This is a genomic window from Nocardia sp. NPDC057353 (assembly GCF_042667085.1).
Lineage (GTDB): Bacteria > Actinomycetota > Actinomycetes > Mycobacteriales > Mycobacteriaceae > Nocardia.
In genome coordinates this window covers 1-19,526 of sequence record NZ_JBHVAK010000002.1, presented here as the reverse complement: position 1 = coordinate 19,526, position 19,526 = coordinate 1, and the positions used below count along the sequence as shown (strand labels likewise).

The 19,526-nt window shown below is 72.6% G+C and carries 17 protein-coding genes; 11 read left to right on the top strand and 6 right to left on the bottom strand.

Features of this window, described 5'->3' with window-relative positions:
- Positions 1 to 5 precede the first annotated feature (5 nt).
- From ACFUUZ_RS01020 to ACFUUZ_RS01010, 3 genes are read left to right on the top strand one after another with little or no spacing between them, the layout of a single operon-like run.
- The gene (locus ACFUUZ_RS01020; RefSeq protein ID WP_378690943.1) at positions 6 to 1,097 is read left to right on the top strand and encodes an MCE family protein; all 1,092 of its coding nucleotides are present in this window, start codon (positions 6 to 8) and stop codon (positions 1,095 to 1,097) included.
- The gene (locus ACFUUZ_RS01015) at positions 1,094 to 2,275 is read left to right on the top strand and encodes an MCE family protein (protein WP_378690940.1); all 1,182 of its coding nucleotides are present in this window, start codon (positions 1,094 to 1,096) and stop codon (positions 2,273 to 2,275) included. Before ACFUUZ_RS01020 ends, ACFUUZ_RS01015 begins: the two co-directional genes overlap by 4 nt.
- A gap of 13 nt (positions 2,276 to 2,288) precedes the next feature.
- Positions 2,289 to 3,137 carry a hypothetical protein gene (locus ACFUUZ_RS01010; protein ID WP_378690937.1) on the top strand — a complete coding sequence of 283 codons (849 nt, stop codon included), beginning with the start codon at positions 2,289 to 2,291 and terminating at the stop codon, positions 3,135 to 3,137.
- On the opposite strand, the gene ACFUUZ_RS01005 is transcribed toward ACFUUZ_RS01010, so the two are convergent.
- Entirely contained in the window at positions 3,128 to 4,375 is a 1,248-nt protein-coding gene (locus ACFUUZ_RS01005; protein ID WP_378690934.1) for a TetR/AcrR family transcriptional regulator, read from the bottom strand. The genes ACFUUZ_RS01010 and ACFUUZ_RS01005 overlap by 10 nt on opposite strands.
- 218 nt (positions 4,376 to 4,593) lie before the next feature.
- Here ACFUUZ_RS01005 and cobA point away from each other — a divergent pair, with 218 nt between their 5' ends.
- On the top strand, positions 4,594 to 5,826 hold the full coding sequence (cobA, locus tag ACFUUZ_RS01000; protein WP_378690931.1) for a uroporphyrinogen-III C-methyltransferase: 1,233 nt from the start codon (positions 4,594 to 4,596) through the stop codon (positions 5,824 to 5,826).
- Between the two features lie 120 nt (positions 5,827 to 5,946).
- Entirely contained in the window at positions 5,947 to 7,452 is a 1,506-nt protein-coding gene (locus ACFUUZ_RS00995; RefSeq protein ID WP_378690929.1) for an MFS transporter, read from the top strand.
- Between the two features lie 1,074 nt (positions 7,453 to 8,526).
- Here the strand turns inward: ACFUUZ_RS00995 and ACFUUZ_RS00990 are convergent.
- From ACFUUZ_RS00990 to ACFUUZ_RS00980, 3 genes are all read right to left on the bottom strand, one after another.
- On the bottom strand, positions 8,527 to 9,258 hold the full coding sequence (locus ACFUUZ_RS00990) for a hypothetical protein (protein WP_378690926.1): 732 nt from the start codon (positions 9,256 to 9,258) through the stop codon (positions 8,527 to 8,529).
- Positions 9,259 to 9,353: 95 nt separating this feature from the next.
- Positions 9,354 to 10,097 (bottom strand): peroxide stress protein YaaA, encoded by a 744-nt coding sequence (gene yaaA / locus ACFUUZ_RS00985; protein WP_378690924.1) that lies wholly within the window; start codon positions 10,095 to 10,097, stop codon positions 9,354 to 9,356.
- 162 nt (positions 10,098 to 10,259) lie between these two features.
- Positions 10,260 to 10,448: a hypothetical protein gene (locus tag ACFUUZ_RS00980; RefSeq protein WP_378690921.1), complete on the bottom strand. Its 189-nt coding sequence runs from the start codon at positions 10,446 to 10,448 to the stop codon at positions 10,260 to 10,262.
- 140 nt (positions 10,449 to 10,588) lie between these two features.
- On the opposite strand from ACFUUZ_RS00980, the gene ACFUUZ_RS00975 reads away from it, so the two are divergent.
- A complete protein-coding gene (locus ACFUUZ_RS00975; RefSeq protein WP_378690918.1) occupies positions 10,589 to 12,328 on the top strand; it encodes a proline--tRNA ligase in 1,740 nt (579 codons plus the stop codon).
- Positions 12,329 to 12,525: 197 nt separating this feature from the next.
- On the opposite strand, the gene ACFUUZ_RS00970 is transcribed toward ACFUUZ_RS00975, so the two are convergent.
- Positions 12,526 to 12,957: a DUF4439 domain-containing protein gene (locus ACFUUZ_RS00970; RefSeq protein ID WP_378690915.1), complete on the bottom strand. Its 432-nt coding sequence runs from the start codon at positions 12,955 to 12,957 to the stop codon at positions 12,526 to 12,528.
- Complete coding sequence (locus ACFUUZ_RS00965) at positions 12,954 to 13,472, bottom strand: hypothetical protein (protein ID WP_378690912.1); 519 nt, start codon at positions 13,470 to 13,472, stop codon at positions 12,954 to 12,956. The genes ACFUUZ_RS00970 and ACFUUZ_RS00965 overlap by 4 nt, the downstream gene beginning before the upstream one ends.
- 171 nt (positions 13,473 to 13,643) lie before the next feature.
- Between ACFUUZ_RS00965 and ACFUUZ_RS00960 the strand changes: the two genes are divergently transcribed.
- From ACFUUZ_RS00960 to infB, 5 genes are all read left to right on the top strand, one after another.
- On the top strand, positions 13,644 to 14,129 hold the full coding sequence (locus ACFUUZ_RS00960; RefSeq protein ID WP_378690910.1) for a glutathione peroxidase: 486 nt from the start codon (positions 13,644 to 13,646) through the stop codon (positions 14,127 to 14,129).
- A gap of 201 nt (positions 14,130 to 14,330) precedes the next feature.
- Complete coding sequence (gene rimP, locus ACFUUZ_RS00955; RefSeq protein WP_378690907.1) at positions 14,331 to 14,972, top strand: ribosome maturation factor RimP; 642 nt, start codon at positions 14,331 to 14,333, stop codon at positions 14,970 to 14,972.
- A complete protein-coding gene (nusA, locus tag ACFUUZ_RS00950) occupies positions 14,969 to 15,997 on the top strand; it encodes a transcription termination factor NusA (RefSeq protein ID WP_378690904.1) in 1,029 nt (342 codons plus the stop codon). Before rimP ends, nusA begins: the two co-directional genes overlap by 4 nt.
- Before the next feature lie 92 nt (positions 15,998 to 16,089).
- Complete coding sequence (locus ACFUUZ_RS00945) at positions 16,090 to 16,350, top strand: YlxR family protein (protein ID WP_378691493.1); 261 nt, start codon at positions 16,090 to 16,092, stop codon at positions 16,348 to 16,350.
- 109 nt (positions 16,351 to 16,459) lie between these two features.
- A complete protein-coding gene (gene infB, locus ACFUUZ_RS00940) occupies positions 16,460 to 19,492 on the top strand; it encodes a translation initiation factor IF-2 (protein WP_378690901.1) in 3,033 nt (1,010 codons plus the stop codon).
- The last annotated feature ends 34 nt before the right edge of the window (positions 19,493 to 19,526 follow it).

Below are 19,526 nucleotides of genomic sequence, written 5' to 3'. Positions count from 1 at the left end.
GGCCCATGCTCCGCGCCGCGGCCTGCGCCACCGTGCTCGGCTTCGCGCTCACCGGCTGCTCCGTCACGGTGGACGACGTCCCCATGCCGGAGCCGGGCATCGGCGGCCCCGGCTACACCATCCGCGCCGCCTTCCAGGACGCGCTGAACCTGCCGAACCGCGCGCACGTGCGGATCGGCGGCACCGATATCGGCGTGGTCAGCGGGATCCAGACCACGAACTTCATCGCCGAGGTGACGATGGAGATCCGCGAGGACATCAAGCTGCCCGCCGGCACCACCGCGGAGCTGCGCCAGGGCACCCCGCTCGGCGACATCTACGTGGCCATGACGCTGCCCGAGGCCGACACCGGCACCGGGCTGCTCGAGGCGGGCGACATCATCCCGCTGGAGCGCACCGCGGCGGGCGCCTCGGTGGAGGAGCTCATGCTCTCGGTGGCCATGCTGCTCAACGGCGGCGGGCTGAACCAGGCCGCGGAGATCACCGCGCAGATGAACTCCATGTTCGGCGGCCGGGCCCCGCAGCTGGCGCACCTGATCACCGAGATGACCGCGGTGATCGCGGCGCTGAACGCCCGCACCGCCGACATCGACGGGCTGCTCAACGGCGTCAACGCGCTCACCGGCGAGCTGGCCGCGCGCAAGGCCGAGCTCGGCGCGGCCGCGGACACCTTCCCGGACCTGCTCGGCCTGGTCGCCGAGAACAACCGGGACATCACCGGGCTGATCGACAAGGTCGCGGTCACCATGGCCGCGCTCGGCGACTTCTCGCAGACCAGCGGGCAGGACTTCGTCAGCCTCTTCGACAGCATCCAGCGGCTGATGACCGGCTTCACCCAGACCGGGGACGAGCTGAACCAGATGCTGGAGGGGCTGCACACCATCTACCCCTCGCTGATGACCTCCATCGAGGGGCCGACGCTCGCGGTCGCGGCGACCGTCTCCTACCTCAGCGTGGGTGCGCTCACCGACCCCACCGGCAGCAGGCTGCCGGACGGCACCGACATCCCGGCCTTCATCGGCAGCCTGACCCAGGTGCTCGAGCGGGTCATGAACAAGCTGCAGGGCACGCCCGCGCCGCTGGAGGGTCCGCGATGAACATCCCGCTGTGGAACTGGCTGGTACGCAACCGGATCGCGATCGCCAACCTGGGGCTGGTGGTGGTGCTGATCTTCGGCGGCGGCTACCTCGCGATCGCCATCATGCGGCTCGACCTGCTCCCGGACCGCACCTACGCGGTCACCGTGCAGCTGCGCAACTCCGGCGGGCTGGCGGCGAACAACGACGTCACCTTCCGGGGCAGCCGGGTCGGCAAGGTCTCCGAGGTCCGGGTCGAGGGGGACGGCATCGCCGCGGTGGCCGAGATCCAGTCCAGCGTGCGGATTCCGGTGGGCGGCACCGTCGCCGTCGGCAGGCTCTCCGCCGCGGGCGAGCAGTACCTCGATTTCCGCCCGGACACCGAGGGCGGGCCCTACCTGGCCGACGGCGCGCTGGTCGACGTCTCGCGGACCGAGACGCCGGTGCCGGTGCAGTCGCTGCTGGTGAACCTGAGCGGGCTGATCGGCAGCCTGAACCCGGAGCGGCTCACGGTCATCGTGAACGAGCTGGACAGCGCGCTGCGCGGCGGCCCGGACCGGCTGCGCAACATGATCTCCGGGATCAGCCAGGCGCTGGCCGGGCTGGATGGCATGCTCCCGCAGACCCAGCAGCTCATCCGCAATCTCCAGGTGATCGCCGACACCACCTCGCTCGCCCAGCCCGACCTCACCACCCTGACCACCGGCGCGGGCGCGCTCTTCCGCCAGCTCACCGCCGCCGACCAGGAGGTCAAGGACTTCCTGGACCTGGCGCCGGGGCAGCTCGCCACGCTCGGCGGGTTCATCGAGGACACCCAGGACCCGATCACCAACCTGGTGACCAACTTCGTCGCCATCACCAGGGCCGCCAAGCTGCGCGCGCCCGCCATCGCCGCGCTCTTCCCCGCGCTCCGCGAAGGCAGTGAGGCGCTGGGGATCCCGGCGCACGACGGCGCCTTCCACACCCTCGTCGACCCGTGGCCGCGGCCCACCTGCGACTACAACACCATTCCTGTGGTGCCGACGCTCAGCACCGATGACACCAGGGTGCGGCTCTACAACTACTGTGTCACCGACAACCCCGCGCTGCAGGTGCGCGGATCGGCCAACGCGCCGCGCCCCAACGTCCCGGACAACGGCTCCGGCCCGCCGCCCGGCGTCACCGGCGACGAACTCTCCCGACCCATCCCCGGCAGATAGGACCCTCCCGCTCATGAGCGACCCGACCGACAAGGACACCGCCCCCGCCGGAGGCGGGGACTCGGCCGCCGACGCGAAGCCGGCTGCCGCAGCCGAGTCGGCCGCCGCCGAACCCGCTCCCGCCGAGAAGTCGGCTGCCGCTGAGAAGCCGGCGGTTGCCGCGGAGCCGGCTGCCGCTGGGGACTCGGCCGCCGCGGAGCCGGCTGCGGGCGAGAAGCCCGCTACCGGCGACAAGGCGTCCGCCGCCGCGATGCCTGCGGCAGGCGCAGCCGCCGCGGCGAGCGGCGAACTCGCCAAATCTTCTCCTGCCGAGGCCGCAGGCGAGTCGTCCGCGTCGGAAACCCCGGCTTCCGGGCGGAAGATCTCCCGCCCGGTGCTCGCCCTCGCCGCGACCGCGGCGGTAGCGGTAGCCGCCATCGCCACCTCGATCACCCTGTTCGTCCAGAACCAGAACCAGACCGCCCTGGAGGACGCCAGGGCCGAGGCACAGCAGGCCGCCTGCACCTACGCCCCGGTCCTGGCCGAGTACGACGCCAAGAACCTGGACGCCTACTTCCAGGGCGTCCTGGACGGCGCCACCGGCGACTGGAAGGAGCAGTTCGAAGACACCAGCACCGAACTGCGCGACGTGCTCTCCAAGGGCGAGGTGATCTCCAAGGCCGACGACGTGCAGTGCGCGATCAAGACCGCCGACGAGACCTCCGCCGAGGCCATCGTGGTGATCGGCCAGACCATCACCTCGCTCGGCACCCAGGGCAAGCCTGCCCCCGGCCAGCTCTCCATGGTCATGCGGCTGCAGAAGATCGACGGCCGCTGGCTGGTGAACAACGTCAACTCACCGCTGGCGCCGAATCAGCCCTGACCCTCGGCGGCCGAGCCGAGCAGGATCACCCGCATCAGGTGCACCACCCGTGCCCTGGTGCACTCCGGGTGATCTGGCCCCATCCACTGCCCGAGGTCGACCACCAGCGCCAGCGCCGCGTGCACCAGCACCCGCGCCTGCGCCGCGCTCAGCCCCGAGCGCACCGCGGTCACCAGCTTCGCCCACTCCTCGACATTGAGCCGCTGGATATTGCGCAGCGTGGTGCGGTCGGCGGCGGGCACGTTGCCGATCTCGGCGTAGTAGACGAAGGTCAGCTCGCGCTCCGCGAACGACCCGGCCACGTACAGCTCGATCAGCTCGGTGAGCGCGGCCCCCGGCCCCTCGGTGCCCGCGATGGCGGGCCCGATCGCCGCCGAGACCCGGTCCGCCGCGCGGCGGAAGGCGGCGGCGAGCAGGTCGCCCTTGCTGCGGTAGAAGCGGTAGACCGCGGAGGAGGCGGGCAGCCCGGCGGCGGCCGCGATGTCCTCCACGCTCACGGCCGGGTAGCCGCGGACGTGGAAGAGCTCCACCGCCTTCTGCAGCACCACCTCGTGCGTGAAGGTGGCCGCGGGCGGGGGCGGCGTGCGCTCCTCGGCCCCGGTCACGGCGGGCAGCGCGCAGCCCGCGATGTCCCGGCAGGCACCGGCCAGCAGCGCGGTGAGCGGCCGGGTCGGCACCGCGACCCGGTGGTCGGAGATGCTGCCGATCACGCTCATCACCGCGGCGGTGAGCACCGCGCGCTCCGCGCCGGGCAGCGCGGGCCGCAGCTCCGCGATCCTGGCCCGAATGGCGGAATCGGTCGCCGCCATCTGGGCGATCAGGATGCGCCGATCGTCCTCCTCGAGGTAGCGGTGCTGCCAGCGGAGCAGCGCGCCGCGCCGCCGGTTGGTGATGGAGACCGCGAGCAGCGCCTCGAACACGTGCTCGCAGCGCCGCTCCGCGTCCCACTCCGCCGACTCCGGCGGGAGCCGCACCGCCTCCGCGCTGATCCCGCTGAGCCGCAGCGCCTCCTGCCGGAAGAGCGCGTACTTGCTCGGGTAGTGCCGATACAGCGCGGTGGAAGTGATGTCCAGCCGGGTGGCGATCTCCTCCATACTCACCCCGTGGTACCCGTGCGTGCCGAACGCCTCCGCGGAGACGTTCGCGATCTGTGCCCGGCGATCCGCGGGCCTGCGCCGCACCGGCCGGTCCTCCGGTGGGTCGTCTGCTCGCGTGGAGCGCCGGTTACCAGCAGCCATACCGGGGAGACTATCGGAGAACGGGGCCGTCCACGGCACTGTCGTATTGCTCGTGACCGGAATGAACCGGAGATCACACAGAGCCGAACTGATCAGGACATAGGTCCAACAGTGATATCCGAATTTTGCGTAACTTATCCGTCCTGGGGAGCGATAGAACATGTCGTCGCCGGGGTGCCCACCGGTCGGTTCCGCACGGCTCCGTAGGCTGGCTCCCCGTGTCCGATACTCCTACCGATGCAGGCGACCCGAACTACCTCGTCGGGCTCGACCTGAACGGGCGACGCGTCGTCGTGGTCGGCGGCGGGTCGGTGGCCCAGCGCAGGCTGGGGCTGCTCATCGCCTCCGGGGCCGAGGTGCACGTCGTCAGCCGCGCGGTCACCCCGGCCGTCGAGGGGATGGCGGGCGCCGGGCAGCTCACCCTGGAGCTGCGCGACTACGCCGACGGCGACCTGGACGGCGCCTGGTACGCCATCGCCTGCACCGACGAGCCGGAGACCAACGCCGCCATCGTGGCCGAGGCCACCCGGCGCCGGATCTTCTGCGTGCGCGCGGACGTCGCGCGGCTCGGCACCGCCGTCACCCCCGCCACCGCCCGCTACGACGGGCTCAGCCTCGGCGTGCTGGCGGGCGGCGCGCACCGGCGCTCGGCCGCGGTGCGCAGCGCGCTGCTGGAGGCGCTGCAGTCCGGGGTCGTCACCGACGACTCCGACCCGGTGGTGCCCGGTGTGGCGCTGGTCGGCGGCGGCCCCGGCGACCCCGACCTGATCACCGTGCGCGGCCGCAGGCTGCTCGCCAGGGCCGACCTGGTGGTCGCGGACCGGCTCGCCCCGCCGGAGCTGCTCGCCGAGCTCGGCCCCGAGGTCGAGGTGATCGACGCCGCCAAGATCCCGTACGGCCGCTCCATGGCGCAGGAGGCGATCAACCAAGCCCTGGTCGACGGCGCCAAGGCGGGCAAGTTCGTGGTCCGGCTCAAGGGCGGCGACCCGTACGTCTTCGGCCGCGGCTACGAGGAGCTGGAGGCCTGCGTCGAGGCCGGGGTCGCGGTGACGGTGGTGCCCGGCATCACCAGCCCGATCTCGGTCCCCGGTGCCGCGGGCATCCCGGTGACGCACCGCGGCGTCACCCACGAGTTCGTCGTGGTGAGCGGCCACGTGGCGCCGGACCACCCGGACTCGCTGGTCGACTGGCCCGCGCTGGCCAGGCTGCGCGGCACGCTGGTGCTCATGATGGCGGTCGAGCGGCTGGACCGCTTCGCCGCCGCGCTGCTGGCCGGCGGGCGCGCCGCGGACACCCCCGCCGCGGTCATCCAGGAGGGCACGCTGCGCACCCAGCGGGTGCTCCGCGCCGACCTCGGCACCGTCGCCGAGCGAGTCAAGGCGGAGGGGATCCGGCCCCCCGCGATTGTCGTCATCGGCCCGACGGCGGGGTTCGACTCCGCCCCGGAGTGAGCGCCGCCCTGCCCCCGGTTCCACGGCCTTCCGCGCAGGGAGACCCGGGTGCCGCGGCCCGGGCGGGCGGGGCTCCGCGGTGCGCTGCCCGACCCCGGGCCGCGCGGTGTCTGTGACGCGATGACCTACAGTGGCCGGGTGCTGAGCGATCCAGCGGTGTCCCCGCACTACCCGGTGACCGGGCGGGCCTTCGGCCTCGCCATCCTGGTACTGAGCGGTCTGCAGCTCATGGTGGTGCTGGACGGCACGGTCGTCATCTTCGCGCTACCGCGGCTGCAGGAGGAGATGGGGCTCTCCAGCGCGGGCAGCGCCTGGACCGTCACCTCCTACGGCCTGACCTTCGCCGGGCTGATGCTGCTCGGCGGCCGTCTGGGTGACTCCTTCGGCCGCAAGCGCATGCTGATCAGCGGCGTCGCCGTCTTCACCTTCGCCTCGCTGCTCTGCGGCCTCGCGCAGGCCGAGTGGATGCTGCTCGCCGCGCGCGCCCTCCAGGGCGCGGGTGCGGCGATCGCGGCGCCGACCGCGTTCGCCCTGGTCGCCACCACTTTTGCTCCCGGCAAGGCGCGCAACCAGGCGGTCGCGATCCTCGGCTCGATGGTCGGCGTCGGCTCGGTCGGCGGCCTGGTGGTGGGCGGCGCGCTCACCGAGGTCTCCTGGCGCTGGATCTTCCTGATCAACGTGCCGATCGGCGCGCTCATCATCGCGGGCGCGATCGCCACCCTCTCCGACACCGCGCACCAGCGCACCACGCTGGACGTGCGCGGCGCGCTGCTCGGCACCATCGCCTGCGCCGCCATCGTCTTCGGCGCCACCGAGGGGCCGCAGCTCGGCTGGGACAGCCCCTGGATCATCGGGGCGCTGGTCGGCGGGCTGCTGCTGCTGATCGTCTTCGTCCTGCTGGAGCGCCGCGTCGATTCCCCGCTGCTGCCCTGGTCGCTGTTCGACCGGCGCGACCGGGTCGCCACCTTCCTGCTCATCTTCCTGGCGGGCGGCATGCTCGGCGCGATGACGTTCTTCGTCGCCCAGTTCCTGCAGAACGTGCTCGGCTACAGCCCGCTCACCGCCGGCCTCGCCGCCATTCCGTTCACCGTCGGCATCGGCATCGGCGGCGCGCTGGCCTCCAAGCTCGCGCTCTTCGTCGCCCCGCGCTGGCTGCTCCTGGTCGCCAGCGCCGTCCTCGCCTGCGGCCTCGCCTTCGCCTCCACCCTGAAGGGCGACGTCGACTACTTCACCGTCCTGCTCCCACTGCTCATCGTGATCGGCTTCGGCGTCGGCGTCGCCATGGTGCTGGCCCCCATCTGCGTCCTCGTCGGGGTCCCCGCCTCCGACATCGGCCCGCTCGCCGCCGTCGGCCAGATGTTCATGAACCTCGCCACCCCCATCGCCATCGGCCTCTTCAGCCCGATCGCCGCCTCCCGCACCCTCGCCGTCGGCGGCGTCGTCGGCGTCCCCGCCGCCGACATGACCGAGCTCGAGATCGAAGCGCTCGGCAACGGCTACACCCTGGTCCTCTTCTGCTGCGCCCTCCTGGCCCTGCTCATCGGCGCCGTCGCGCTGACGCTGCGGTACACGCCCGCGCAGCTCGCCGAGGCGCAGCATGCGGAGAAGGAAGCGCAGCAGGGGTGAATGGCTCTTCGGGAGGCGGCGGGAGAGCCACGGACGACCGCTTCGCCAATCGGCTCACGTAGTTCAACTCCGCGGCGGTCGCGGCTCTCTGCGAGGTCGGCTTTCGGTCGACTCGGAATGAGATTCCGACTCGAATTCGCGGAGCTCGAGGGCGAGATCGAGAGAGAAGCCTCTCAGCGGGAGCGGATCGCCCGAGACGCCCATGCACAGCCCCGCGCCGACGAGATCGACGTGTTGCAGGTACAGCACGGTCGCGGTGGCAGCGTTTCGGAATTGTTCTTTCTCCGCCGGCCATCCACCCGACTTCCAGATCGTACTGCCCACAGAACCAACTCGGGGCGCCCCAGTTCACTGTGGCGAGATCGAGGAACCGACGGAAGCCGACGGAATCGAGGCGGCCGACGGAGATCGACAGATAGGCGGACGGCGGATTGTCGTACGGCGTCATCTCGTCGGCGATGTAGCTGAGTCCCGTACCAGGAATCTCGATCTCACCGCCGGAGCGTCCCCGCCATCCCAGCCGATCGAGCACCTGCTCGAAATCGCTTTTCTGGAAGGCAGCGTAGTGCGCGTCCCGGAGGGCGGCCAGGACGAGGGTAAAGTCGGCGTCGGTCATCGTGCTCACGGACAGCAAGGTAGCGCGCGCTCCACCGAAACGTTGTGCCACAGGGCTTTTGGACGAGGCGCGCCGACGATCAGCAGACCCCGATTCTTCGGAAGTATCGAAGAATTCGCGCTCGGTCCGGCAAACGGTGAAGCGAGAGGGACCCGGGAGCTTGGCCTGCTCCCGGGCCCCGGGAATGAGTCGCCCCGTGCCTGCGCCGACCCCTGCGGCCGGATCATGGTGACTGCGACGTGCCCTTCCGTTGGACCACCTCGGTAGGAGAGCACCGAGGACCGGATTCGAACCGGCACCCCGCCGCCGTGCGTCCGGGCCGCGCGGCCGGAACAAGGGCGACGAATACTCGTGCTGGAGCGAGAGTCTGAGCTTGATGAGTTCAGGCTGATCGATCAGCGTGAGTTTGCCGCGCTCGGGGAGCGCATCCCCCCGCTCGCGACGGGGGAGTTCGTGGGTCAGCGGAACAGGTAGCGGAAGACCGCGTCACCGGTGCGGCGGTCCGCCACCTCGGTGCCATTGGCCTCCTCGCGTGCGAACTGCACCGCCTCGCGCAGCGTCTCGACCCGCTGCACCAGCTCGTTCACCCGCCGCGCGGGCAGCGCGCCGGAGAACTTCACCGTGGTCCAGTAGCCGACCGCGATGTCCTCGTAGTACACCTCGACCTGCGCCGGGTGCTTCTCCGTCGCCTCCGCCTTGACGTGGTTGCGCGGCACCTTCCGCGTGCGGATGGTGCGCACCGCGTCGGTGCGCCAGGTGTCGGTGGAGTCGTCGAAGGACCAGGACTCGGCGGCGTCGAGCACCGGGAGCGCCTTGACGAACTGGTGCAGCTCGGCCAGCTGCTTCTCCAGGAAGAGCAGGTAGGAGACCGGCACCCGGGCCAGCAGCACCTCGCCGTCGACGGTGACGTCGGCGGTGGCCGCGCAGTTCGCCCAGTCCTTGGTCGCGGTGACGTCGAAGAGCCGGGTGAGCGTGGCCGCGGTGCGGCGCAGCACCTCCTCGGAGGTGACCTGCACGCGGGTGGACTCGGCCGGAAGCTGCTCGCCCTCCTCGTCCTTCGGCTGGTACGTGCGGGCGATACCGGCGAGCAGCGCCTGCTTCTGCAGCAGTGCCCGCGCCTCGGCCAGCTCGCGCGCCGAACCGCTCTTCACGCCCTTCTCGACGGCGATGATCTGATTGAGCTTCGTCATGGTCCACCTCCCCGATTCGTTGCCACACAACGTCTTTCGCCCCCCGGTGCGGAGACGACCCTACGGGAGCGGCGGACGCTCGCGCGAGTGATTTTTCAGGTGAGGACGAGGAGTTCGGTGGGGGAGGCGATCTCGACCCGCAGCCCGGCCTTGGCGGCGATCCGGCCGACCCCGCGCACATCCGACGGGTCGGCGCGGGTGAGCACGAGGGCGCGGGCGAGCAGCCCCTTGTGGTGCTTGTTGAAGTGGCTCACCACGGTCCGGCTGCCGTCCGGCTGCTCGGTGAGCACGGTGGCGGTGACGGCACCCGGCACCGGGCCGAGCGCCTGGTAGCTGCCGGAGCGCAGGTCGACCACGAGCCCGCCCGCGGCCTCGGCGAGCAGCGCGGGGGTGAGCGCGTCCTTCCAGAGCGCGGGCAGGGTGGGCAGCCCGGGCAGGCGGGTGCCGCCGGAGAGGCGGTAGGCGGGGATGGGGTCGCCCGCCCTGACCACGCCGAAGAGCGCGGAGCCGACGGCGAGCCGGTGCAGCGCCTTGGCCTTCTGCGCGCGGGTGAAGGAGCGGGCGTCGAGGGCGTCGTAGAGCACGCCGGTGTAGCGCTCCAGCGCGGGGCGGGTGGGGGAGGTGCGGAGCGCGGCGTTGCGGGCGATCTCCGCCTCCGCCGACTTGCCGAGCCCGAGCACCGCGGCGGCCGCGGCCGGGTCGGCGGCCAGCTTCTCCACCGCGTCCAGCAGCTGCGCCCGGACCGGGTTCAGGGCGGGCAGGGAGAGCGCGGCGAGGTCGAGCGGGCCGCCGCGGCCGCCGTCGGACTTGGTTTCGGAGGGAGGCAGCAGGACCAGCACGAGCGCCAACGGTAGTTCAGGGGGAAATGCCCGCGCCGCCGACCACCGGATGAGGAGCCTGCGCCGCCTGCCGGTGTCGGACATCGGCGTCCGACCCGCCGAGCGGCGCCTCGGCTCGCCGCGGGCGGTCGGAGTGGCGGACGGGCAGTGCCCGCCGGCCCGTCAGAGAGCCGCGGCGAGTCCGCCGGCGACGGCGAGCAGGACGACCGCGGCCAGGACGACCCACGCCCAGGCCGGGAACGCGGTCCGCGTCGGGGCGGCGACCGGGTCGGGGGCGGCCGCGGGCAGCTGCGCGGGGAGCGGCCGGGTGAAGGGGGCGGTGGGCGGTCCCTGCGGCGTCGGATCGGTCACGTGCTCCCCTGGATCGTTCTGTCGCACGCCTTGATCGGCGCGCTGGATGGAGGGTACGCCGTCGGCGCCGGGGACGGGGGGGTGGAGGCCGGCGGCACCCCCGGTCAGCGCCGGACCAGCACGGACTACCCTGTCCAACCGTGATCACCCGCCTCTCCCGCCTCTTCCTGCGTACCCTGCGCGACGACCCGGCCGATGCCGAGGTGCCCAGCCACAAACTGCTCGTGCGCGCGGGCTACGTCCGCCGGATCGCGCCGGGCGTGTACTCGTGGCTACCGCTGGGGCTGAAGGTGCTGCGCCGGGTCGAGGACGTGGTGCGCGAGGAGATGAATGCCATCGGCGCGCAGGAGATCTCGCTGCCCGCGCTGCTGCCGCGCGAGCCCTACGAGGCGACCAAGCGGTGGACGGAATACGGCGACGCGCTCTTCCGGCTGCGCGACCGCAAGGGGGCGGACTACCTGCTCGGCCCGACGCACGAGGAGCTCTTCGCGCTCACCGTGAAGGGTGAGTACAACTCGTACAAGGACCTGCCGGTCACGCTGTACCAGATCCAGACCAAGTACCGGGACGAGGAGCGGCCGCGCGCGGGCATCCTGCGCGGACGCGAGTTCGTGATGAAGGACTCGTACTCGTTCGACCTGGACGAGGCGGGGCTGAAGGCCAGCTACGCGGCGCACCGCGAGGCGTATCAGCGGATCTTCGAGCGGCTCGGGGTGAAGTACGCCATCGTGGCGGCCACCTCGGGGGCGATGGGGGGCAGCGCCTCGGAGGAGTTCCTGGCCGAGAGCGAGGTCGGCGAGGACACCTACGTGCGCTCGGAGTCGGGGTACGCGGCGAACGTCGAGGCCGTGGTGACGCCCGCGCCCGCACCGCTGCCGACCGAGGGGCTGCCGGAGGCGGTCGAGCACGACACCCCGGACACCCCGACCATCGCGGCGCTGGTGGAGTGGGCGAACAACGCGGGGATCGGCGCGGTGACCGCGGCCGACACGCTCAAGAACGTCATGGTCAAGCTGCGGCACCCGGACGGGAAGACCGAGATCGTCGGCATCGGCGTCCCCGGCGACCGCGAGGTGGACGCCAAGCGGCTCGGCGCCGCACTGGAGCCCGCCGAGTTCGAGCTGCTCGACGAGGTCGACTTCGCCGCGAACCCGTTCCTGGTGAAGGGGTACATCGGGCCGCGCGGGTTGCAGCGCAACGGGATCCGGTACCTGGTCGACCCGCGGGTCGGCACCGGCACCAGCTGGATCACCGGGGCGGACGCGCCGGGCAAGCACGTGGTCGGGCTGGTTGCCGGGCGTGACTTCACGCCGGACGGGACCATCGAGGCGGCCGAGGTGCGCGACGGGGATCCCGCGCCGGACGGGCGCGGCACGCTGGTCACCGCGCGGGGCATCGAGATCGGGCACATCTTCCAGCTCGGCTACAAGTACACCGACGCGTTCGAGGTGGACGTGCTCGGGGAGAACGGCAAGCCGGTGCGGCTGGTCATGGGGTCGTACGGGGTCGGCGTCTCGCGCATGGTCGCGGTGATCGCCGAGCAGCAGCACGACGAGAAGGGGCTGCGCTGGCCTGCCGCCGTCGCGCCGTACGACGTGCACGTGGTGATCGCCAACAAGGACGGGGCCGCGCGGGACGGGGCCGAGGAGGTCGTGGCCGGGCTGGATGCCGCCGGACTCGAGGTGCTCTTCGACGACCGCACCGCCTCGCCCGGCGTCAAGTTCAAGGACGCCGAGCTGCTCGGCATGCCGCTGGTGCTGGTCATCGGCCGCGGCTGGGCGCAGGGCGTCGTCGAGCTGCGCGACCGGTTCAGCGGGGAGTCCGAGGAGATCCCGGCCGCCGAGGCCGTGGCGGCCGTCGTCGCGCGCGTGCGCGGCTGACAGCCGCTGCACGCGGGCGGCAGCGCCCCCGGTGCGCACGGGCTGCGCAGCGCCGAGTCCTGCGAACCTCTGCGCTCGGCCGGGCGGCGCCCTGCGGGCGCGGCCCCGATCGGTCACCACGGGATGCGGCGGACCGCGCCGGATGTCCCGGGACATGCGCGGCGTCGGCTGCCTCGGCTCGTGGTGCGGCCGCCGCGTCAGACCGTGCCGGGGAAGGCGGTCGTCGGCGGCTCGACGCCGAGAATGCCCTGCCAGGTGGCCAAGCGGAGCGCGGCCTCGGTGAGCGCCTCCACGCCGGTGGCGCGCAGCTCGGGGGTCGTCCCCTTCTCGACCACCGAGCGCCAGGCCACGGCGGTGTCGGTCTCGACGGTGACCGCGAGCCGCGCCGCCGCCACCGGGTCGGTGACCGGGAACGGCGCGGTGTAGGCGGCGCTCGGCGCGGGCGGGGTGACCCCGCTCGCGGCGAGCGCGTCGACGGTGGCGTCCCGGCGGGCGCGGTGCGCGGCGGCGTGCTCGGCGAAGACCGTGTACCGCTCGTCGGCGGCGTACGCGGCGATGATCCCGTAGGCGTAGACGGCACCGTACTCGGCCGCGAGCGCGGTGCTCAGCGCCTCCTGGTCCGGTGTCATGCGAGCAGTACCTCCGCGTGCGCGGCGCAGGCCGCGCTGATCGAGGCGAGCAGCCCGGCGCGGTACCCGGTCTGGGTGCGCGCCAGGTCGGCCGCCGAACGCCGGGAACGGGTGAGCCGGTCGCGCAGCTGCTGCAGCGTCGGCGGCGCGGCGCTGCCGCCGGTCGCGCCGGTGATCGGGTCGACGGTGGGCTCGGCGGGCAGCGCGGCGCGGGTGCGGTGCACCGGGGTGCTGCCGTCGCCGTAGCTGCCGATGACCCTCGCGATCTCGGCGCGCAGCGCGTCGGCGTGCGCGGTGCGCTCGGCCGCCACCGTCGCCAGTGCCCGCGCGCGGGCGGGTTCGGTGGCCGCCATGGCGGTGGCCGCGGCCGCGTCGACGCGGGCCCGCTCCTCCTGCCCGGCCAGTCGGTCCGGGTCGTGCACCGGGTCGCTCGCGCAGCCCGCGACCGCGCCGAGCAGCAGCAGCCCCGCGGCTCCGCCCGCCCCGGCACGCAGGGCGGTACGGCGGTCGACCACGGGTCGGGACGCGGGAGGACGGTTCGGCACGCGACCATCGTGCCAGACCGGCGCGGCCGGCCAGGCATCGGAACGCGGGCGGCGAAAGTTGTCCGCGCGGAACCGGTTCCACCGGGTCCGGTAGCGTGGCGCCCGGGCGGGGCACTACGGAGAACGGCAGGTCGGAGACGAATGAGCATTCGAGACGTACCGGTGCGCACCCTCGCGGGCGAGCAGACCACCCTGGCCGAGCTGGCCGGTGACCGCGCCGCCCTCGTGGTGAACGTCGCCAGCAGGTGTGGGCTGACCCCGCAGTACTCCGCCCTGGTGGAGCTGCAGAAGTCCTACGGCCCGCGCGGCTTCACCGTGATCGGCGTTCCGTGCAACCAGTTCATGGGGCAGGAGCCGGGCAGCGCCGAGGAGATCCAGGAGTTCTGCTCCACCACCTACGGTGTCGACTTCCCGCTGCTGGAGAAGACCGACGTGAACGGCGACGAGCGGCACGAGCTGTACCGGGCGCTCACCGAGACCGCCGACGCCGAAGGCGCCGCGGGCGACATCCAGTGGAACTTCGAGAAGTTCCTCGTCGACCGGGAGGGCAAGGTCGTCGGCCGGTTCCGGCCGCGCACCACCCCGGACGCCCCCGAGGTCACCGCCGCCATCGAAGCGGCGCTGTAGCCCCACCGATCCGAGCAGAGCCGCCGCCCCGCCCGGAGCGGCGGCTCCGCGGCGTTCCGGATGCCCGGAGTTCGCTCCGGCTCGCCGCCCGCGGTACCCCGCCGACCAGCGGATTGCGCTCTACACTCTCGGGGCGCGTTACGCTAGACCCTCGGTACAGGAACTTCCGACCCGCTGACAACTGAACCAGGAGCCGCCCACATGCCGTTGCCGACCGAGGAGAGGGTGAGCCGGCTAGTCGCCGGCCTCGTCGAGCGCCGAGGTTTCGATCTGGAGGGGGTCACGGTCGCGGGCGGCCGCAGCGGGCAGGCGAAGGTCACCATCGTGGTCGATCGGGACGCCGCCACCGACCTGGACACCGTCGCGGAGCTGAGTACCGACCTCTCCGGCCTGCTGGACGAGGCGGGCGACTTCGGCGAGGCCGCCTATCTGCTCGAGGTCACCACCCCCGGCGTGGAGCGCCCGCTGGACGCGGAGCGGCACTGGCGCCGCGCGCGTGGCCGGAAGGCGCGGATCACGCTGCGGCCCGGCGCGCCGCACCCGGAGCCGGGGGTCGGCAGCCGCTTCGAGGCGCGGATCGGCGCGCTCAGCGGGGACTCGGTCGCGCTGGTGCTCGGCGGCAGGCGCAACCCGCACCGGGTCACCGTTCCGCTGGCCGAGATCGCCGAGGCCGTCGTGCAGGTGGAGTTCAACGCCCCCGGCGCGGCCGAGCTGGAGCTGGCGGGCGGCGTCGCCGCGGGCCGCCCCGACCCGCGCACCGAGAGCGCGACCCCGCTACCCGACGACGACCCGTCGTCCGCCAGCAGTGCCACCGAGCCGCAGACCGAAGGGATCGTGGAATGAACATCGAGATCGAAGCCCTGCGCGCCATCGTCACCGACAAGGGCATCTCCATCGAGACGGTGATCGCCGCGATCGAGTCGGCGCTGCTCACCGCCTACCGGCACACCGAGGGGCACCAGCCGGACGCCTACATCGACATCAACCAGAAGACCGGCGTGGTCCGGGTGATGGCGCGCGAGGTGGACGCCGACGGCAATGTCCTCTCCGAGTGGGACGACACCCCGGAGGGGTTCGGCCGGATCGCCGCCACCACCGCCCGCCAGGTGGTGCTGCAGCGGCTGCGGGACGCGGAGAACGAGAAGTCCTTCGGCGAGTTCGCCACGCACGAGGGCGACATCGTCGGCGGCGTGGTGCAGCGCGACGCCAGGGCCAACGCCAGGGGCACCATCGTCGTCCGGATCGGCAGCGAGGTGAACGGCACCGAGGGGTTGATCCCGCCCGCCGAGCAGGTGCCAGGCGAGCACTACGAGCACGGCGACCGCATCAAGTGCTACGTGGTCGGGGTCTCCCGCGGCCAGCGCGGCCCGCAAATCACGCTCTCCCGCACGCACCCCAATCTGGTGCGGCGCCTCTTCGCGCTGGAGGTGCCGGAGATCGCGGACGGCTCGGTGGAGATCGTCGCGGTGGCCCGCGAGGCCGGACACCGCTCCAAGATCGCGGTCCGCAGCACCGTCTCCGGGGTGAACGCCAAGGGCGCCTGCATCGGGCCGATGGGGCAGCGGGTGCGCAACGTCATGAGCGAGCTGGCGGGCGAGAAGATCGACATCATCGACTACGCCGACGACCCGGCGGCCTTCGTCGGCAATGCACTCTCGCCCTCCAAGGTGGTCTCGGTCACGGTGGTCGACCCGGACGCCCGCGCGGCCCGCGTGGTGGTGCCGGACTTCCAGTTGTCCCTGGCCATCGGCAAGGAAGGGCAGAACGCCAGGCTCGCCGCCCGGCTCACCGGGTGGCGGATCGACATCCGCAGCGATGCCGCTCCCGAGGTCGGCGACGGGGTGCGCAGCGAGGCCAACCGGAGTTGACCGAATCGATCGGGGGGGAGCGGTTCGATCTTCCGGCCCCGGCAGCGGTATCATGGAAGAAGGTTCAGCTCGCGGGGCCGGTCCGGACGTGTATCGGATGCCGGAAGCGAGAGCTGGCCGCCGATCTGTTGCGGATCGTGGTGCTACCGGAGGAAGCCGGCGACGGTTCCCGCCCGGTCGTCCCGGATCCGCGGCGCAGACTTCCCGGAAGGGGTGCCTGGCTGCACCCCGTTTCGTCTTGTCTGAGCACGGCGCACAAGCGGCGAGCGTTCGGCAGAGCACTACGAGTGTCCGGACATCTGGATATCTCAGCCCTGGAGCATCACCTCGAGAACAGGCACGAGCACTCATGAGCACACCGTGAAGTACCAACGATGATCGTCCATCGGAGATAATCCGAGGTCGTGCGGGCCGCCGTCCCAGGAACGGTGGGGCTGCTCGACCTCTCAGTAGAGGAGAGCAGTGGCAGGCAAGGCCCGCGTGCACGAGTTGGCCAAGGAACTCGGTGTCACCAGCAAGCAACTACTCGCAACGCTCAAGGAGCAGGGCGAGTTCGTGAAGTCGGCGTCGTCGACGGTGGAAGCCCCCGTCGCCCGCAGGCTGCGTGAGTCGTTCTCGAGCAAGTCGTCGAACGGCACCAGGTCCGGGCCGCGCCCCGGCGGCGATTCCGGAGTCCGCTCCGGTGGCGATTCCGCGGCAAGGCCCGGCGCGCGTCCGACTCCCGGCGGCGGCCCCCGCCCCGGCCCCCGTACCCCGTCCGATCGCGGCTCCGAGCGCCCCGGCGCCCCGGCGCCCGCCCAGGGCAACGGCACCGCCGACACCGCACCCCGCGGCGACGGCGTCCAGGCGCCGCGCCCGGCCGACGCCCCGCGTCCCGGCCCGGCCGTGAAGCCCGGCCCGGCCCGTCCGGCAGCCCCGGCGCCTAACCCGGCCGCCGCCTCCGCGCCGTCCGCGCCCACCGGTCCGCGTCCCGCGCCCGGCGGTCCGCGCCCCGGCCAGCAGCAGCGCCCCGGCCCGCCGCAGCAACAGCAGCAGCGTCCCGGCCAGCCGCAGCAGCGGCCCGCGGGCCCGCAGGCCGGTGGCCCGCGCCCCGGCGGCCCCAAGCCGGGGCCGAAGCCGCCGCGCGTCGGCAACAACCCCTTCTCCTCGGCGCCCGATCGGGAGCGGCCCGCGCCGCGTCCGGCGCCGGGTCCCGGCGGCCCCCGTCCGGGGCCGCGGCCGGGTCCGGCTCCGGGTGGCGCGCCGCGTCCGGCCGCCGCGGCCGGGCCGGGCGGCCCCCGTCCGGGTGGCCCGCGGCCGAGCCCCGGCTCGATGCCGCCGCGCCCGAACCCGGGTGCGATGCCGCAGCGTGCGGCGCGTCCCGGCGGTGCGGGCGGTGCCGGTCGTCCCGGCGGCGGTCGTCCCGGCGGCGCGCCGGGCGGCGGCGGTCGTCCCGGTGGCGGTGGCGGTGGTTACCGCGGTGGCGGCGGTGGCGGTGCTCCCGCCGGTACCGGTGCTCCCGCCGGTGGTGGCGGCGGTTTCCGCGGCCGTCCCGGTGGCGGCGGTGGCCGTCCCGGCGGCCCCGGTGGCCGCGGCGGTGCCGCGGGTGCCTTCGGCCGTCCCGGCGGCGCGCCCCGGCGCGGTCGCAAGTCGAAGCGGCAGAAGCGCCAGGAATACGATTCGATGCAGGCGCCCGCCGTCGGCGGCGTGCGGCTGCCGCGCGGCAACGGCGAGACCATCCGGCTCGCCCGCGGCGCCTCGCTCTCGGACTTCGCGGAGAAGATCGACGCGAACCCGGCCGCCCTGGTGCAGGCGCTGTTCAACCTCGGCGAGATGGTCACCGCGACCCAGTCGGTGAACGACGAGACGCTGGAGCTGCTCGGCGGCGAGATGAACTACGTCGTCCAGGTGGTCAGCCCGGAGGACGAGGACCGCGAGCTGCTGGAGAGCTTCGACCTCACCTACGGCGAGGACGAGGGCGACGAGGGCGACCTCGAGCAGCGGCCGCCGGTGGTCACCGTCATGGGCCACGTCGACCACGGCAAGACCCGCCTGCTCGACACGGTCCGCAAGGCCAACGTCCGCGAGGGCGAAGCCGGCGGCATCACCCAGCACATCGGCGCCTACCAGGTGCTCACGCACCTGAACGACACCGACCGGCTGATCACCTTCATCGACACCCCTGGCCACGAGGCGTTCACCGCCATGCGTGCCCGCGGCGCGAAGGCCACCGACATCGCGATCCTCGTGGTCGCGGCCGACGACGGCGTCATGCCGCAGACGGTGGAGGCGATCAACCACGCCCAGGCGGCCGACGTGCCGATCGTGGTGGCGGTGAACAAGATCGACAAGGAGGGCGCGAACCCGGAGAAGATCCGGCAGCAGCTCACCGAGTACAACCTGGTGGCCGAGGAGTACGGCGGCGACACCATGTTCGTCGACATCTCCGCCAAGCAGGGCACCAATATCGACGCCCTGCTGGAGGCCGTGCTGCTCACCGCGGACGCGGCGCTCGACCTGCGGGCCAACCCGGAGCAGGACGCGCAGGGTGTCGCCATCGAGGCGCACCTCGACCGCGGCCGCGGCCCGGTGGCCACCGTGCTGATCCAGCGCGGCACGCTGAGGGTCGGCGACTCGATCGTGGCGGGCGACGCCTACGGCCGCGTCCGCCGCATGGTGGACGAGCACGGCGACGATGTCGACGCGGCACTGCCCTCGCGGCCGGTGCAGGTCATCGGCTTCACCTCGGTGCCGGGCGCGGGTGACAACCTGCTCGTGGTGGACGAGGACCGGATCGCCAGGCAGATCGCCGACCGGCGCAATGCCCGCAAGCGCAACGCGCTGCAGGCCCGCAGCCGCAAGCGGATCAGCCTGGAGGATCTGGATGCCGCGCTGAAGGAGACCAGCGAGCTGAACCTGATCCTCAAGGGCGACAACTCCGGCACCGTGGAGGCGCTGGAGGAGGCGCTGCTGCAGATCGACCTCGGCGACGAGGTCCGGCTGCGGATCATCGACCGCGGCGTCGGTGGCGTCACCGAGACGAACGTCAACCTGGCGTCCGCCTCGAACGCGATCATCATCGGCTTCAACGTCCGCGCGGAGGGCAAGGCCACCGAGCTGGCCAACCGCGAGGGCGTCGACATCCGCTACTACTCGGTGATCTACCAGGCGATCGACGAGATCGAGAAGGCGCTCAAGGGCCTGCTCAAGCCGATCTACGAGGAGGTCGAGCTGGGTCGCGCCGAGATCAGGCAGATCTTCCGCTCCTCGAAGTTCGGCAATATCGCCGGCTGCATGGTGCTCTCCGGCTCGGTCAAGCGGAACGCCAAGGCTCGCCTGCTGCGGGACAACGTGGTGGTCGTGGAGACCATGACCATCGCCTCGCTGCGCCGGGAGAAGGACGACGCGACCGAGGTCCGCGAGGGCTTCGAATGCGGTATGACCGTCACCTACTCCGACATCAAGGAAGGCGACATCATCGAGGCGTACGAGCTGCGCGAGAAGCCGCGCGACTGACGGCTCGCACCGTCGGGGCGCCCCGGCCTTCGGG